This window comes from Psychrosphaera sp. HA2-10 (assembly GCF_055693745.1).
This window is the reverse complement of sequence record NZ_CM146341.1, coordinates 539,094-555,189: the sequence shown is the minus strand read 5'-3', so window position 1 is coordinate 555,189 and position 16,096 is coordinate 539,094. Positions and strand designations below refer to the sequence as shown.

The following is a 16,096-nucleotide window of genomic DNA, read 5'->3' as shown; positions in this document are numbered from 1 at the left end:
ATGTTCACGTCTATCATTGCTGATATTGAGCCTGTTTTAAGACTCATTTGGCAAGATGTTTTAGCACATTTACTTAGCCCCAATAAGCGTTTGTATTGGGGCTACTTATTATCGACATTGTTTTTGATAATGCTTGTGTTTACCTTAGATTATAGGCGTACTGGACAATGGAATTGGCGAAAGGCATTTGGACGTGACATCCTGCTGCACTCGTCCTCGCGTCTTGATAGCAAAATTTGGTTTATCAATTTATTTATCAAAGCTTGGATAATAACGCCTTTACTCTTTTCTGTTGCGCCAATTGCCATTTTTGTTCACAACACGCTGAACAATATTTTTGGCGTGGTTACCTTTGCGCCCCCAGAAGATTGGGTTGTACTTACTAGCTTTACATTATTCCTATTCTTACTTGATGACTTTACACGCTTTTTATTACATTGGCTGATGCATAAAGTTCCCTTGCTTTGGCGCTTTCATCAGGTGCATCACAGCGCTGAAGTAATGACACCGCTAACTGTTTATCGAACTCATCCATTGGAAAGTTTTTTGTATGCCGCAAGACTATTGTTAGTTAATGCCATTACCATTGGTATTGGAGTCTATTTGTTTAAGACTAAATTGAGTTTTTACGATATAGCAGGTGCGAACGTTGGTGTATTTTTATTTAACCTATTAGGCTCAAACTTGAGACATTCGCACGTTTGGTTATCTTGGGGAAAACAATTAGAGAACTGGCTTATATCTCCAGCTCAACATCAAATTCACCACAGTTTAGCGCAAGAACACTGGGATAAAAACTATGGAACGGCCTTGGCTATATGGGATCGAATTTGGGGTACGTTAGTTAAAGGGAGTGAGGTTAAAGGTGAGCTACGCTTTGGCATTAACGATAAAAAAATAAACACGTTAAACGACGCTTATCTTGGACCGTTTAGAAGATCAAACCAAAAACCATAAAGTGTTACAAAATATAAAATAGCTTGAAACTTCTTTACCAGCCCTTATAACTTATAAAAGTTAAAATCTTAGAGGGAACATCATGTTTAAAAAATTACTTGCCAGTGTAGGTATTGGCAGCGCTAAAGTAGATACATTTGTGCTATCAGAATATCTAGTGCCTGGTGGAGAATGCAATTTAAAAGTAGTTATCAAGGCAAGCGACTCCGTTGAGCAAGACATTAATGGTTTAGAGTTAGCATTGTGCACAAGTGCGAAATCTGAAAAAGATTTAGGTGATAGTGAAATAAAAGTGAATGAAACTGTTATTTTAAGTCGTTGGGCAATGACGCCTAACGAACTTGGTTTAACTGGGAGTGTATTAGCTGCTGGTGAGACCATAGAATACGATCTGACCATTAATCTGCACCCTGACACACCTGTAACGTCTGTAACAAATAGCTTGTCTAAAGTATGGATTGCAACTGGCTTAGACATTGATAAAGGGTTAGATAGCTCAGACAAGGATTACTTAAATATTCAACCAACCCAATTTCAAAAACATGCTGTAGACGCTATGTATGAGCTTGGTTACAAGATATCTAAGGTTGACGTAGAAAAAGGGTATTTACGAGGTAAAGGTTTTCAGTCAGAGGTGAACTGTTATCAAGAGTTTGAGTTTAGACGCCAAGCTGGGTTATTTTCAAGCAGTGAAGCTGAACTTAGTTTTGTTAGTTTAAACAACAGTGTGGGTATATTGGTGGAAAAAGACCGGTTTTTAGGTGGTGATGCTTATTACAGTGAAATTTTACCTAACAATGCCAGTTATTCACAAATCAAGGCCAAATTAGAGCAATGGCTCTAACTTGATAAAAATTAAAAATAAACATAAACAAAGGGTTACTTTTCAGTAGCCCTTTTTTAATGCATAAAGTTTTGTGCATTTTATCTACATGCGATACATTAGTTTTGTAAGGGAATAATAATAAAAATAAACTCATGTAGTTAGGTAGTAAAATATGCGCATAATCAACCAGTCTATTGCTCGTCAATTGGTCTTTTGGACCGTTCTTCCACTTTTTATCTTGTCAATTATTGTCGGAACTAATCATGTTTTTAGTGTCAAGCAGGACACAGTTAAGCGTGTTGAGTCTGGTATAAATGACATAGTAGAACGCAACGCTATGGAAATAAAAAGCTTCTTTGAAGCGAAAGGCCAAGTTATTCACAGTGTTTTTGCTAGTCCACAGGTTAAGAATTGGTTTAGTGAATACAATAATCGAGGTGGGGACATAAGCTCAGACCAAGATTATCAACAAATAGTCCGTTATTTTAAATATTTTTCCGATCAAGACGCGACGATTAAAAGCGTCTTTTTTGGCTCAGCGAATACCTTTGAGTATTTCGACTTAAATGGTCGTCATAACGACTTAAGCTATTTTACTCACAAACGTCCTTGGTGGCCTGAAGCAAAGAGCAAGGGCCGCTTGTATGTCTCTGATCCTGCGGTAGATGCTAATGATGGTTCGATTAATGCAACAGTGAAAACAACGATTTACGACGAACAAAGAAAACTCATTGGTGTTGCCGGTGTTGATATTCTTATATCAACCATAGGCGAAGAGTTGCTCAGTAAAATTAAATACGAAGGCGAAGGTTTTGCATTTTTAGTCACTGATGAAGGTAAGCTTGTTTATTTTCCACGCTTTAGTGATGACTTTGCTCCAGGTTCGCTTATTCAAGAAGTCGATAATAATTTTAGGTCAGCTAGCGGCTTTAAAGAGTTTAGCCGTTTAGTAACAAACAAAAACCAAGGTAAATCATCTGTTATTTGGAATGACCAGCCTCATACAGTCCTTTACACTTCAATAGAAAGTGAATACCCACTTATGCGCTGGCGCTTAGGCTTTATTGTTCCTGATACAGTAATTGAAACGCCGGTTAACAAAGCCATTACTGAGAATATAATCTGGGTTGTCATTACTATGCTGGTTGTCTGTGGCTTAGTATACGCAGCGACCAAGCCTATCATTAAACCAATTAAAAACTTAGTCGCTGCAATGAAGGACATCTCGGAGGGAGACGGTGATTTAACAAAACGTATTGACGACTCTCGACAGGACGAAATTGGTGTTCTTGCCGCTGAATTTAATAACTTTATTAGCCGAATACAATCGCTTGTAAAAGAGTCTATTGAGATCTCGTTGCACGTTCATGACCGGTCAGCGCAAGTAGAAAAAACGTCGACTGAGATCATAAGGCTCGTTGACAAAGAAAAGTCTGAAATTGTACAAGTCGCTAGTGCGTCAGAAGAGCTTGCCTATACTAGTGAACAAATGGCTAAAAACACTTCTCAAGCTATGACACACGCGGCGATGGCAGAAGAGCAAGTTGTTAATGGCGGTAAAGTAGTAAGTAGCGCTATTGTTGATATTACCGCCCTTTCTAAAAATGTACTCGGTGCTGCAGATGTTGTTCGTAATTTACGACAAGACTCTGAAAATGTTGGCGAAGTGCTAGACGTAATTAGAACAATTGCCGAACAAACTAACCTATTAGCGCTAAATGCCGCTATTGAAGCAGCGAGAGCGGGTGAACAAGGTCGAGGTTTTGCCGTTGTTGCCGATGAGGTAAGAACGTTAGCTAGTCGTACTCAAGAGTCGACTGCGAATATTCAAAATATCATTGAGGGCTTACGCAGTAGCGCTTCGCAAGCAGAAAATGTTATGGAAGAAAGCCGTGAGTATGCAGAGCGTAGTATTCATCAAACACAAAAGATTGAAGAGACATTACGTGAAATTACAACCGCTATTCACGAGATCCAACAACAAACTGAGTCTATTTCGCAAGCAAGTACCGAACAAACAGCAACGGCTCACTCCGTATCCAAAAATGTTGGGCATTTGAAATCACTTGCTGATGATTCAGTCACAGAAACTCAAGGGGCTACAGACTCAATTAGCGATATGATTGTGGCTGCAGACCAATTATCCAGAGTAATGGGCCAATTTAAGGTGTAGTCATCGCATTTCTTAATTAAGTATATTAACAAACTTAAGTTTAAATTCTAAAAAGCCAGTCTTACGCACTGGCTTTTTTCTATCCTGCGACACCTCTAAGCTTTTATTTTTAATGCCTGATCATCGAGTCTTGCTTTGTAAAAAGACCATAGTATTATCAAATATTAAATTTAATAACCTTAAAAAGTGAGATTAGGTTGAATGCACAGTTAGCACTAATTAAGTGGTATGTAGCCCTAATATTACTTGGTATTTTTTCCTCGTCTATCTGTGCTAAAAATAACAGTGATTGTTTAGCGCCCTCAAAACAGTGCCTCGAATTTGCAAACGCTGGACTGAAAGATTCTACACCATACACTTTTAAGTGGTTCAACCTCAAAATTAATCAAATTGAGTCTTTAATTTCTATTAAAGAATTTAACTTAGCAGAACAAGAAATTAATGAAATTGATTTGGCAAAAGCGCCAGCAACATTCGTTAGCTATATAACAATGTACAAAGCAAAAGTCTTAATAGTGGAAGGACAGAAGGAGCAGGCACTTCAGTTACTTTTTGATGCAAAACTGAACTTAATCGAACTTAACGATGTTTTTTATAGTCCCCTGCGAAGTATTTACATCGCAAACTTATTGCAAGATTTAGGAAAGATGGAAGAGTCATTAGACATTTTACTCTCTATCAAAAAGAGGTTTGCTAAAAGTAATAACATGCATTTAAAGCTGGAGTTATATGGTAATTTAGGACACGCGTATCGTAGGATGCAAAATTATCAGTTATCACTTGAACATTACTTAGAAGCTTTATCATTTGCAAAGGCGTTAAATAATAATCAACAGGTTATGGTTATTTATACCCACATCGCCAATAGCTACGTCTATATGCAGAACTTTAACAACGCAGAGCCGATGTTAAAAAAAGCGCTAGAATATGCAAAACTTGATGATCATGAGATATCAATCACAACGGCAAAAATTAATTTAGCGCACTTTTTACTAAAACAAAATAAACTTAAAGAAGCCAAAAGTCTGGCGTTGACTATTAACCCAGACAATATAAATACATATCAATTAAAGACGTGGGACATTATCAAAACGCGTATACAAACCCTGCCATAACGGTTGATAAATATGGCAAACTTTAATACCGCCCACAATAACAAAAAGCCAGCAATACGCTGGCTTTTAATCCGATAAAACTTAACGATAAATTAAAACGATTATCTCGCTAAGTTATCTAACCTGTTAAGTCATCAAAAAATTTCTTAACGCCATCAAAGAAGCCTTGTTCTTTTGGACGATACTTTGATGTCTTCCCAGACATAGTCTCTTCAAACTGACGCAGTAAGTCTTTTTGTTTGTCGTTTAAATTAACTGGTGTTTCGATCATCACTTTACATAATAAGTCACCTATCGCGCCACCACGCACAGACTTAACACCCTTACCACGCAAGCGGAACATTTTTCCTGTCTGCGTTTCAGATGGCACCTTCAACTTTGCTCGGCCATCTAACGTAGGCACTTCTATTTCGCCACCTAATGCAGCCGTAGTGAAGCCAATCGGTACTTCACAATACAAGTTATTACCATCGCGAACAAAAATAGGATGTTCTTTTACGTGAACTTGAACAAACAAATCACCTGCAGGAGCACCATTTGCGCCCGCTTCGCCTTCACCAGCTAAACGAATACGATCGCCGGTATCAACACCCGCTGGGATTTTAACTGACAAGGTCTTGGTTTTTTCAACTCGGCCTTGACCGTGACAACTGTTACAAGGATCAGAAATAATCTGGCCTTGACCTTTACACGTTGGACACGTTTGTTGAACAGCAAAGAAGCCTTGGCGCATTTGCACTTGCCCAGCTCCATGACAGGTTGAACAGGTTTTTGGCTTAGAGCCCGCTTTTGCACCTGAACCGTCACATGGTTTACAAGACACCCATGTCGGCACTTTTATTTCTAGCTCTTTGCCTCGAACCGCGTCTTCTAAACTCATTTCTAAGTTATAACGAAGATCCGAGCCACGTTGCTGACGTTGTCCGCCACCACCACGACGACCACCGCCGAATATGTCACCGAATACGTCACCAAAAACGTCAGAGAAGTCGGCATGCCCGCCGCCAAATCCACCGCCACCATGACCATGTTCGAACGCTGCGTGACCATGTTGGTCATACTTATGACGCTTATCTTCGTCGCAAAGAACCTCGTAAGCCTCTTTCACTTCTTTAAATTTAACTTCTAAGTCTTTATCACCAGCGGTACGGTCTGGGTGATACTTCATCGCCAGGCGTTTATACGCTTTTTTGATGTCACGCTCAGATGCACCTTTATCGACACCTAGAACTTCATAATAATCGCGTTTAGACATAATAAAAAAAGTACCTTGTTATTTTAATTACTTCGCTTTTTATCACTTTGGCTTTACTTAAAAGCTAAGATAAAAAAGGCAAGAAATTAAACGTAAATTAACCATATTTAAGTAACAAACATGGGCGTATAAAACGCCCATGTTAATTTTTTCTAGCTTTACAGAGTGTTAACGATTATTTTTTATCGTCTTTCACTTCTTCAAACTCAGCGTCAACAACATCATCGTCCGCTGCGTTCGTTGCTTGCTCAGCTCCTTCAGCACCGGCGCCACCTTGAGCTTGGGCTTTTGCTTGCGCAATTTCCATTAGCTTTTGAGATGCTTCCATTAACGCTTGAGACTTAGCTTCAATCTCTTCTTTTGTGCCTGACTTAGACGCATCTTTAAGCTCATTAATTGCTTTTTCGATAGCTTCTTTATCGTCGCTTGGAAGGTCGCCGCCCGCTTCAGTCACTTGCTTTTCTGTTGCATGAGCTAATGCGTCTGCTTGGTTACGAGCTTGCGCTAATTCTTCAAACTTTTTGTCTTCTTCAGCATTCGCTTCTGCATCACGAACCATTGCTTCGATTTCATCATCTGATAAACCTGAAGACGCTTGGATAGTGATCTTCTGCTCTTTGCCTGTATCTTTGTCTTTAGCAGATACATGCAAGATACCATCAGCATCAACATCAAAAGTTACTTCGATTTGTGGTGCCCCACGTTGAGCTGGGCGAATACCTTCTAAGTTAAACTGACCAAGCGATTTGTTGCTTGATGCTTGCTTACGCTCACCTTGAAGAACATGAATCGTTACCGCTGATTGATTGTCTTCTGCTGTAGAGAAAGTTTGCGATTGCTTTGTAGGAATCGTTGTGTTCTTTTCAATTACAGAAGTCATCACGCCGCCCATCGTCTCAATACCTAGAGATAATGGAGTAACGTCTAGTAGTAATACGTCTTTAACATCACCAGAAAGAACACCACCTTGAATCGCTGCACCAATTGCTACCGCTTCATCAGGGTTAACGTCTTTACGAGGTTCTTTACCGAAGAACTCAGTAACAGCCGCTTGTACTTTAGGCATACGTGTTTGACCACCAACTAAGATGATGTCGTTTACGTCGCTTACAGATAAATCAGCATCTTTAAGAGCCATTTTTAACGGCTCTAACGTTGCTTGGATCATATCTTCAACAAGAGACTCTAGCTTCGCACGAGTAATCTTGATGTTCATGTGCTTAGGACCTGAAGCGTCCGCTGTCACATATGGTAAGTTAACTTCAGTTTGTTGTGCTGAAGATAATTCAATTTTTGCTTTTTCAGCGGCTTCTTTAACACGCTGCATTGCTAGCGGGTCGTTTTTAAGGTTCACGCCTTGATCTTTGTTGAACTCTTCTACTAAGTAGTTGATTACACGGTTATCAAAGTCTTCACCACCTAAGTGCGTGTCACCGTTTGTCGCTAATACTTCAAACGTTTGCTCGCCATCTACTTCATCAATTTCGATGATTGAGATATCGAATGTACCACCACCTAAGTCGTAAACAGCAACAACATTGTCGCTGCCTTTTTTACCAACACCGTATGCTAATGCAGCTGCAGTAGGTTCGTTGATAATACGTTTTACGTCTAGACCAGCAATACGACCAGCGTCTTTAGTTGCTTGACGTTGTGAGTCATTAAAGTAAGCAGGAACAGTGATAACAGCACCCGTTACTTTTTCGCCAAGGAAGTCTTCCGCTGTCTTTTTCATTTTCTTAAGAACTTCAGCAGACACCTGTGGTGCAGCCATTTTTTCGCCCTTAACTTCAACCCATGCATCACCGTTGTCAGCTTTAACAATGCTAAATGGCATGATGTCGATATCGCGTTGAACTTCTTTGTCTTCAAAACGACGACCGATTAAACGCTTAATTGCGAATAATGTATTTTTTGGGTTTGTAACCGCTTGGCGCTTAGCAGGCTGACCTACTAAAATCTCACCTTCATCAGTGTAAGCAATGATAGAAGGAGTTGTGCGATCGCCTTCCGCGTTTTCAATTACACGAGGCTTGTCACCGTCTAAAACAGCGACACAAGAGTTTGTTGTACCTAAATCGATACCGATGATTCTACCCATGAGATTTACTCCGAAAACAACTATTAAAAGGATAAATTAATTCTTGCACTATTAGTGGGGGTACTAAATAGGTTTTCAACTAAAAAAGTTAAATTTTTTTACAATTTTTTGAACTTTTTTTTGGTAACTGCAAAAGAGCTAAAAATTACATTTAAAAAAATAGCCCTAACAAGAAGTTAACTCATACCAAGGCTTTGCCAAATAGCCCTCACATCACACGCATGCTCTTCAACTAGCGTATGAGGAACGCGCTTTTCCTCTAAGTTTAACGATTGTTGATGGAACAAAATGCGATAGTCCTCGTAAGCTAACCACAACTTTTGACTATCATTATTAGAGATTAAATTGAGCTGAGCGGCCAGCTCTAGAAGACGTTTATTATCACAATAGTCCGCCAGCTCTTCAAATTGCTGGCTAAACTGTAGGACCAAATATTGGGTAATGAACTCAATATCCGCAATCCCACCGCGAGACTGTTTTAAATCGAACAAGGTGTCGCTTTCTTTACTAAGGTTATCAAACATACGCTGGCGCATTAAACTTATGTCTTTGATTAATTCTTCTTTATTGCGCGATGCCTTTAGAATATTTTTACGAACGTTCTCGAATTGAATGACTAGATGCTCACAACCGAAGACGGCTCTTGCTCGAACCAGGGCTTGATGCTCCCATGTCCAGGCTTCTTTATGTTGATAGTCGGCAAAGGTATTAATGTTTATTGCCAACAAGCCACTAGCGCCAGACGGCCTTAGTCTAGTATCAAGCTCATATAAAATGCCACTCGGTGTTCTTGTGGTAAAAAAGTGAAGGATCCTTTGAGCCAACTTTAAATAAAATTGCCTTGAGTCGATTGGCTTATTCCCGTTTGTCGCCTTGCTACTTTCGCAACCATGGATGAAAACTACGTCTAAATCTGAACCGTACCCCAACTCATGACCACCTAACTTACCATAACCAACTACGGCAAAGTTTTTATCCACGTCAGTCGCGCCGTCTGGATAACCATATTTTTTAACCATTTGACGCCATGAAAGATTCACCACCTGATTTAATATGGCTTCTGATAAAGCTGTCAAATGATTACTAACGCTAGGAAGGTCTATTATCTGGGAGATATCACAAGCCGCAATAATTAATTGTGAAGACAATTTAAACTGACGCAATATTTCCATTTGCAACTCTAAGTCGTCGTCATCAACTCTCAATAAACTACGTCTTAAGTCCGCTTCGTAGTCACTAAGTTTTGGAACGGTATACAATAATTTCGGGTCAATTAACTGATCTAAAAGTAAAGGGAAGTTTTTTAATTCTTGGCCGATGAAATGACTCGCTGAAACTAGGCTTACTAACTGAGTCAACGCGCCAGGATGTTCTACTAATAACGCCAAATAAGTTGTTCGAGCCGCTATTCTTTTTATAATTTGAAGGATATCACGACATTGCTGAGTAGATATTTGTTGGTGTTCGCATTCAGACATTAAATGCGGAACTAATAAATCCAAACGATCTCTACCTTTAGAGCTCAGTACTGCTTTAATTAAATCCGGTTTGAGTTCATTTAAACACAGCTCCAACGACTTGCGACTATCTAAGTCAGTGCTTACTGCACTTTCAGACTCTGTAGTTTGTAGTTCAACTTCTTGTGGGTCTGAAGACCAAGCTGATTGCCAATATTCAAGCCTAGGATCATTCTTTGAATTTTGTTCATTGGGCGCTTCGCCAATTAACTCAGCAAAAATGTGATGAATAACTTGGGTAACATTATCAACCTTTGTTAGTAAGTGCGTCCAGTCACTTAGCCCTAACGTGGCAAGTAATCGATATTGATTTATCTTATCCTTGGGAAGCGTCTGAGTCTGTTTATCATCAAATGCTTGTAAATATTGTTCGCAATCTCGCAACCAAAGATAACTTGCCTGAATTGCATTTGCTTCATTTTCGGTAAATATTTTTAATCTAGCAAGTTCAGGTAATACCGATAAAAAACTAGGTAGCTGCAGTTGAGGCTCTTTTCCTCCTCGCAACATTTGCAGGGCTTGTACGATAAATTCAGCTTCTCGAATTCCACCTTTGCCTAGTTTTATATTGTTTACTAAATTTCGTCTTACCACTTCCGTTTCAATCTGTCGTTTCATCGTACGCAACGACTCGATGACACTAAAGTCAATATAACGGCGATACACAAAAGGTTTTAGCAAATTAATCAGTTGGCTTTGAGCCGACGCTTCTTCATCAGAAGTAAAGTCATCATGAGCTAACGGCCTGGCCTTTAAAAGCGCGTATCGCTCCCACTCCCGGCCTTGCTCTTGGTAATAATCTTCAAGTGCAGCAAAGCTACTCACTAGTGGGCCACTGTCACCAAACGGCCTCAAGCGCATATCCACTCTAAAAACTTGACCATCAGGTGTTAACGTATCGAGTAAATGAATAATTTTTTGTGCTAATTTAGTAAAGTAAGCTTGGAAATCTTCTTGTTTTCGCCCCCCGGAAGTCTCTCCTTTTTCTCTGTAACAGAAAATTAAGTCTATATCGGAAGAAAAGTTGAGTTCATATCCTCCTAGCTTACCCATTCCCATCGCAATTAATGTGACACGGTTGCCATTGTTTAATATTGGTAAACCCCAACGAGGTGCTAAATCAGCTTCGGCCCATTGACGCGCCAGTCCGTAAAATAAGTCTGCCGCATAAGAAAGTTGACGCATGCTGTTTTTAATATCAATTTGACCAAGAAAATGCTGAGCAGCAATGCTTGTCATTATGTGCTGTCGGTGAATACGTAGGGCTTTTAACGCTTCTTGCTCATTTTTTGCTTGCCATTCTTTTTCGGTCATGGACCAGGTTGGGGTTTGCAAGTTTAAATGATTATTTGCCAAATCTTTTAGAATTTCCGGATAACGGGTGCAATTGCGGTAAATGAAGTCGCTAATAGCCAATAAATAAATCAATGTCGACGCGTTATCCTCGTCGACTCGGCAGATATTTAAGGCGCGAATCTCGTCTAAACGATGTTCACCCAATTGGCGTAACGACTCGTCTAAATGCTCTAGACTTATTATTGCACTATTGCCATTTTGCTTATTAGTGGCTTGTTCAAGCTCAGCTTCGTCATTCACAATTATAATCTACCAATACGGTTTAATTTGACTGATGCTGCCAATTGAGGCTGCTAACGCCTTGTTTAAGCTATCTTGCTTCCCCTTAACCCAAGCTAGATATTCAGAACTCACCACAGCATTTAACGATGTCTCATTATTTTCACCGTCTTGAATATCGACGGATAGTAATTTTTCAAGTCGCGTCAATAGTAAAAACTCTTCACAACCCACCAGCAAATCATGTTGGCTATTGTGCATTGATTCGCCCTGCTCTGCATATAAACTACCTAATGTAATCCCAGTCAATAAAGATTCTACAAGAGGCCAATAAAGGGCAACTAAGTTAGCTTTGTCGCTGTTATTTGTATAATTCGCTAGTGCCACCTGCACGTTTTGCCAGGCTTTTTCTAGCCACAAATTCGATAACTCAACAAGAGGCTCTTTCAACAAAGCCAAGTTTTCAAGTGGCATAGATTGTCGCCATTGTTTTTGGCTCAACCACTCTACAAAATTTACCACTAATTGGTTGTATTCAGTGGTACTAAAAAAGCCTACTGCTTTCATTAACTTTGATTCTGGTAATTGCTGCTGTGCCATTATTTCTGACAAATGCTCGCTGTTTTCTATTTCTTTTCGATACGGACTCTTGCGACTAACCAATTGGTTGAGTTGATAAAAGCTATCGACCCATTTGTGCTGATGACGGATACCTTTAAAGGCTTCAATAAAGTATTCTATTTGTGTTTGTGGTAATGCAGACGAAAAAAGCTGAAGTATATGAATAATCAATGACCAGCCATCAATGACTTTTCGAAGTGCTTTAGGTGACATTGACGAACAAAAAACTTGTTCATTGTGCTGAACAAATTTTAAAGCCTCGGATGCTGCCTTAATTAGAGCGGTTTCAAATTCTACATTTTCAGGAAGTTCTATTCGATTAAGATCGGTGCATTTCAGCATTTTGCCCGTCAATAGCTGATAACCTCGGGCGGCTTTGCTAAGGAAACCAAGACGCACATCCACTTGTGAATTGATGTAGTGAGCTAGATTAAACAGATCCTGTTCTTGGCCAGACACAAACTCAAGCTCAATTTCACTGATAATAGACTCTTGCGAACCCGAGCGAATAACACCTTGATCTAATACACATTCAATAACGGTGCCTGAAGGCATTTCAACGAGCCAAGTCGTTCTTTCAAAATCAGTCTCAAATAACAATTTCAAATTAGGCTGGATGTTGTTTACAACAAATCCTGTTGGCCATATGTTGTTATCAAATAAACTTAAGTCGGCAACTAAACTCAATGGCGTTGGTAACTCAACATTAAATTCTGGACGGCGATGAAGACCACCAATGTCTTGACCCGCTAACTTAACGGTTTGCTCAGCTTCAATATGACCGTCTGAGAACTTACTCGAGCGGATTCGAAGACCCATGTCAAAACTTCGTAACGTTTGATCATCTGTATCAAAATAACCATTACGTAGCTGCTTTTGGTGAGTTGTAGTGATATTAAAATGTGAAGAACTTAGTGCAGAAATAAACTTTGCCACTAAGTCAGGTTGGATAAGAAACTTTAACTCTATTTCCATTAATTAAGGTTCTGTTTGCTATTGGAGTGGTCAGGTTACCTAACTCACTCCACAAACTCAATGATTAGCCTATTTTACTGAAATCATCCATGATGATGGCAAGACTTCTAAGATGCCTTAGCAATGCCAAGACCACCTAGCTGTGCCTTTACTTGCCCAGCAGATAAAGCACCTACAGGTCGGCGAGGAATGTTACCTTTGAAAATAGGTTCTGGCGGATAGGCACGCTCTTTTTTGCCAATTTTGTATAAAATGCCATTTCTAATTTCGTCGACTTTGTAACCTGTTTTCACTTTTATACGAATATGAGGAATACCCGCCGCTTCTAGTGCGCCTGTTACGAACCAGTCTTGCTTTGATTTATGGCCGCCACTTGCTTGATTCACTAAATCGACCGCAGCAATGATGCGATATGTTTGAGGGTCACAAAGAACGTAATCAATAACTTTACTTGACGCTTTAATCATAGCCGAACGCTTGGCTCGACCTTTAACGCTATCTTTGGTCTCAATAATATCTTGCAGACGTACACGATTAACTATTCGGTAGTCATTCCCTACAGCTTTATCTAACAAAGCCAAAAAGCCTCGTTCAACGTTAGTAAATAGCTGTGACTTCTTTTTAAAAGGATAAGGATTGCTGGTGTCAATAAAGTGACTGGCCACTAATGCGATGGTCAAAATCAACCCTACTAATAAAACTAAAACCCATTCCATATAACTCTCCACTAAACGATAGATAATTCTCTATCGATATAAGCAGATACTGTGCCATTTAAACGTTTTATTTTTGACACCTACTTCTATTTCTGTTTTTAGTGCTTTTGCATAGCCAAGGAGCTATAGCTCTATTATAATTTCTCATAATTTCAGATTGATAGATTACTATCCAAATTTACAAGAGAGTTTGATATGACAATTGCGATTATTGGCGCAATGGAACCAGAAGTTGCCATTTTAAAGAACAACATGGAAAACCTGAACACCACAAAAATAGCTAACTATGAATACTTTTCGGGTCAGCTAAATGGTCAGGATGTGGTATTAGTTCAGTCAGGCATTGGCAAGGTTGCATCGGCTATTGCAACTGCATTGTTAATTAATAACTTTAATCCTGAATATGTTATTAATACCGGCTCAGCGGGTGGTTTTGACAAAGAACTAAAAGTAGGTGACATTGCGGTTGGTAATCAGCTTGTTCATCATGATGTCGATGTTACTGCGTTTAATTATGAGTTTGGTCAAGTGCCAAACATGCCTGCGCGTTTTAGTGCCGATGAAAAGTTGGTGGCATTGGCAAAAGAGTCAATCGCAGAAATGGATGAGATCACTTGTAAAGTGGGTTTAGTTGCTACAGGCGACAGCTTTATGTGTGACCCGGTTCGTATCGAGGCAACTCGACAGCAGTTTCCAGATATGCTTGCAGTAGAAATGGAAGGTGCCGCAATCGCACAAACTTGTTATCAAATGGATACGCCGTTTTTAGTGATTCGTTCACTTTCGGATATTGCAGGAGAGGAATCTCCAATGAGCTTCGATGCCTATCTAGAAATCGCGTCTAAAAACTCATCTGAGTTAGTGATGAAGCTTTTAAATAAATTATCTAAGTAACATTCAATATTATGATTGAAACAATGGCTGAACTTCCACACTTATTGGCTGCAGCCATTGTCATTGTTATTGAATGGATATTACCTATCCCGTTTCGATATTCGACTTTAAAATTATGTGCTCTTCTCGCCGATGCTATCGCTAAAAAGGTAAATAAACCCGGCAGCGATCGACAGCGCCAAATCTCGGGTTTCATGTCGTTACTTACCTATTTTGTATTTGTCACTGTCATTATTTGGGCATTGTTGTTTATCATGCCCTATGATGTATGGACAGAGGCGATTCTTCTATACATTAGCCTTAGTTATCACTCCGTCGCAAAAGTTAATAAATCAATAAAAGATGCCCTGCACAATAAGCAGAACACCTTAGCAAAGGACTACCTGGCCGAGCATGCTGAATTTGATACTAAACCACTATCGACCCTTGGAATTGTCAAAGGCGCTTTAGAGGTGGAAATACGTACGTGGGCAACCGCGTGGTTAACGCCCATAATACTATTTCTTACTTTTGGCGGAGTTGCTGCGATTGCGTATCGAGTATTGGATATTGCCGTTCAGCGTTGGTGTGCTTTCGACCCTAAATTTGATAGCTTTGGGTTGCCTAGCCTAGCAATCCGTTCGACACTAGATTGGCTTATTGCGGTAATTGTTGCGCCAATTTACTCTGTGTTTAAGTCGAGTCCTGGGTGGTGGCGAATGTTTCGTAAATATCAGCCTGACTGGCCAAAGCAACAAAGCTTAGTTGAACTAGTTTGGTCGTGCATAGTTGCAGCAGGTTGCAGAATTGAAATGGCAGGTCCCGCTATGTTTAATGGCGTAAAGGTAAAACGACTACGAATTAATGAGGGTCAGAAACCGTCTCAAACTACCATTGCTGAACTTCAAAGTTGGAATACCCGATTCATTATTTTTGTATTAGTGCTTATATTATTATTTTGGTTAATCGCTAATACTATTTAGTTATCTATTTATAAGGAGTTTTTATGTTAAAAAATCTATTTACCCTGCTCGTCAGTGTGTTGTTAGGGGTTATTAGTTATACGAGTACGGCAGCAGATACTGCTAAAATATCCGCTGAAGAGTATTTAAAAAACAAGGATAACTACCAAATTTTGGATGTCCGTTCGCCTAGCGAATTTGCCGAAGGCCATATTGAAGGCGCGATTAATATTCCACATCACGCCATTATTGATGAAATAGCGAAACTAAAAGGGATTGAAAAAACCATTGTTGTTCATTGCCGAAGTGGTCGCAGGGCTGAAAAAGCTGAATCTATGATGCGAAAAAATGGCCTTACCGACTTCATTCACTTAGACGGAGATATGCTTGGTTGGCAAGCAAAACAACTGCCTTTGGTAAAACCTTAATT

12 protein-coding genes are annotated in these 16,096 nt (G+C 39.6%); 7 read left to right on the top strand and 5 right to left on the bottom strand.

Annotated features, from left to right (window positions below; all coding sequences use genetic code 11):
• From ACZ1GV_RS02605 to ACZ1GV_RS02590, 4 genes are all read left to right on the top strand, one after another.
• Nucleotides 1-957 carry a sterol desaturase family protein gene (locus ACZ1GV_RS02605; RefSeq protein ID WP_472675118.1) on the top strand — a complete coding sequence of 319 codons (957 nt, stop codon included), beginning with the start codon at nt 1-3 and terminating at the stop codon, nt 955-957.
• Nucleotides 958-1,039: 82 nt separating this feature from the next.
• Nucleotides 1,040-1,801, top strand: coding sequence for a sporulation protein (locus ACZ1GV_RS02600; protein WP_472675117.1), 762 nt, complete (start codon nt 1,040-1,042; stop codon nt 1,799-1,801).
• Between the two features lie 154 nt (nt 1,802-1,955).
• Entirely contained in the window at nt 1,956-3,956 is a 2,001-nt protein-coding gene (locus ACZ1GV_RS02595) for a methyl-accepting chemotaxis protein (protein WP_472675116.1), read from the top strand.
• A gap of 197 nt (nt 3,957-4,153) precedes the next feature.
• Complete coding sequence (locus ACZ1GV_RS02590; protein WP_472675115.1) at nt 4,154-5,071, top strand: tetratricopeptide repeat protein; 918 nt, start codon at nt 4,154-4,156, stop codon at nt 5,069-5,071.
• A gap of 118 nt (nt 5,072-5,189) precedes the next feature.
• Here ACZ1GV_RS02590 and dnaJ read toward each other — a convergent pair whose 3' ends face one another.
• From dnaJ to ACZ1GV_RS02565, 5 genes are all read right to left on the bottom strand, one after another.
• The gene (dnaJ, locus tag ACZ1GV_RS02585) at nt 5,190-6,326 is read right to left on the bottom strand and encodes a molecular chaperone DnaJ (protein ID WP_472675114.1); all 1,137 of its coding nucleotides are present in this window, start codon (nt 6,324-6,326) and stop codon (nt 5,190-5,192) included.
• Between the two features lie 175 nt (nt 6,327-6,501).
• Entirely contained in the window at nt 6,502-8,427 is a 1,926-nt protein-coding gene (gene dnaK / locus ACZ1GV_RS02580; RefSeq protein ID WP_472675113.1) for a molecular chaperone DnaK, read from the bottom strand.
• A 176-nt stretch (nt 8,428-8,603) separates the two neighbouring features.
• The gene (glnE, locus tag ACZ1GV_RS02575) at nt 8,604-11,540 is read right to left on the bottom strand and encodes a bifunctional [glutamate--ammonia ligase]-adenylyl-L-tyrosine phosphorylase/[glutamate--ammonia-ligase] adenylyltransferase (protein ID WP_472675112.1); all 2,937 of its coding nucleotides are present in this window, start codon (nt 11,538-11,540) and stop codon (nt 8,604-8,606) included.
• A gap of 9 nt (nt 11,541-11,549) precedes the next feature.
• Nucleotides 11,550-13,115 (bottom strand): CYTH domain-containing protein, encoded by a 1,566-nt coding sequence (locus ACZ1GV_RS02570; RefSeq protein ID WP_472675111.1) that lies wholly within the window; start codon nt 13,113-13,115, stop codon nt 11,550-11,552.
• A gap of 107 nt (nt 13,116-13,222) precedes the next feature.
• Nucleotides 13,223-13,831 (bottom strand): DUF2726 domain-containing protein, encoded by a 609-nt coding sequence (locus ACZ1GV_RS02565; protein WP_210560125.1) that lies wholly within the window; start codon nt 13,829-13,831, stop codon nt 13,223-13,225.
• Nucleotides 13,832-14,026: 195 nt separating this feature from the next.
• On the opposite strand from ACZ1GV_RS02565, the gene mtnN reads away from it, so the two are divergent.
• Genes mtnN through ACZ1GV_RS02550 form a run of 3 tightly spaced genes read left to right on the top strand, consistent with a single transcriptional unit; the run spans nt 14,027 to nt 16,094 of the window.
• Nucleotides 14,027-14,725 (top strand): 5'-methylthioadenosine/S-adenosylhomocysteine nucleosidase, encoded by a 699-nt coding sequence (gene mtnN, locus ACZ1GV_RS02560; RefSeq protein WP_472675110.1) that lies wholly within the window; start codon nt 14,027-14,029, stop codon nt 14,723-14,725.
• Between the two features lie 23 nt (nt 14,726-14,748).
• Nucleotides 14,749-15,687, top strand: a complete 939-nt coding sequence (locus ACZ1GV_RS02555; RefSeq protein WP_472675109.1) for a cobalamin biosynthesis protein — start codon at nt 14,749-14,751, stop codon at nt 15,685-15,687.
• Nucleotides 15,688-15,710: 23 nt separating this feature from the next.
• A complete protein-coding gene (locus tag ACZ1GV_RS02550; RefSeq protein WP_472675108.1) occupies nt 15,711-16,094 on the top strand; it encodes a rhodanese-like domain-containing protein in 384 nt (127 codons plus the stop codon).
• The last annotated feature ends 2 nt before the right edge of the window (nt 16,095-16,096 follow it).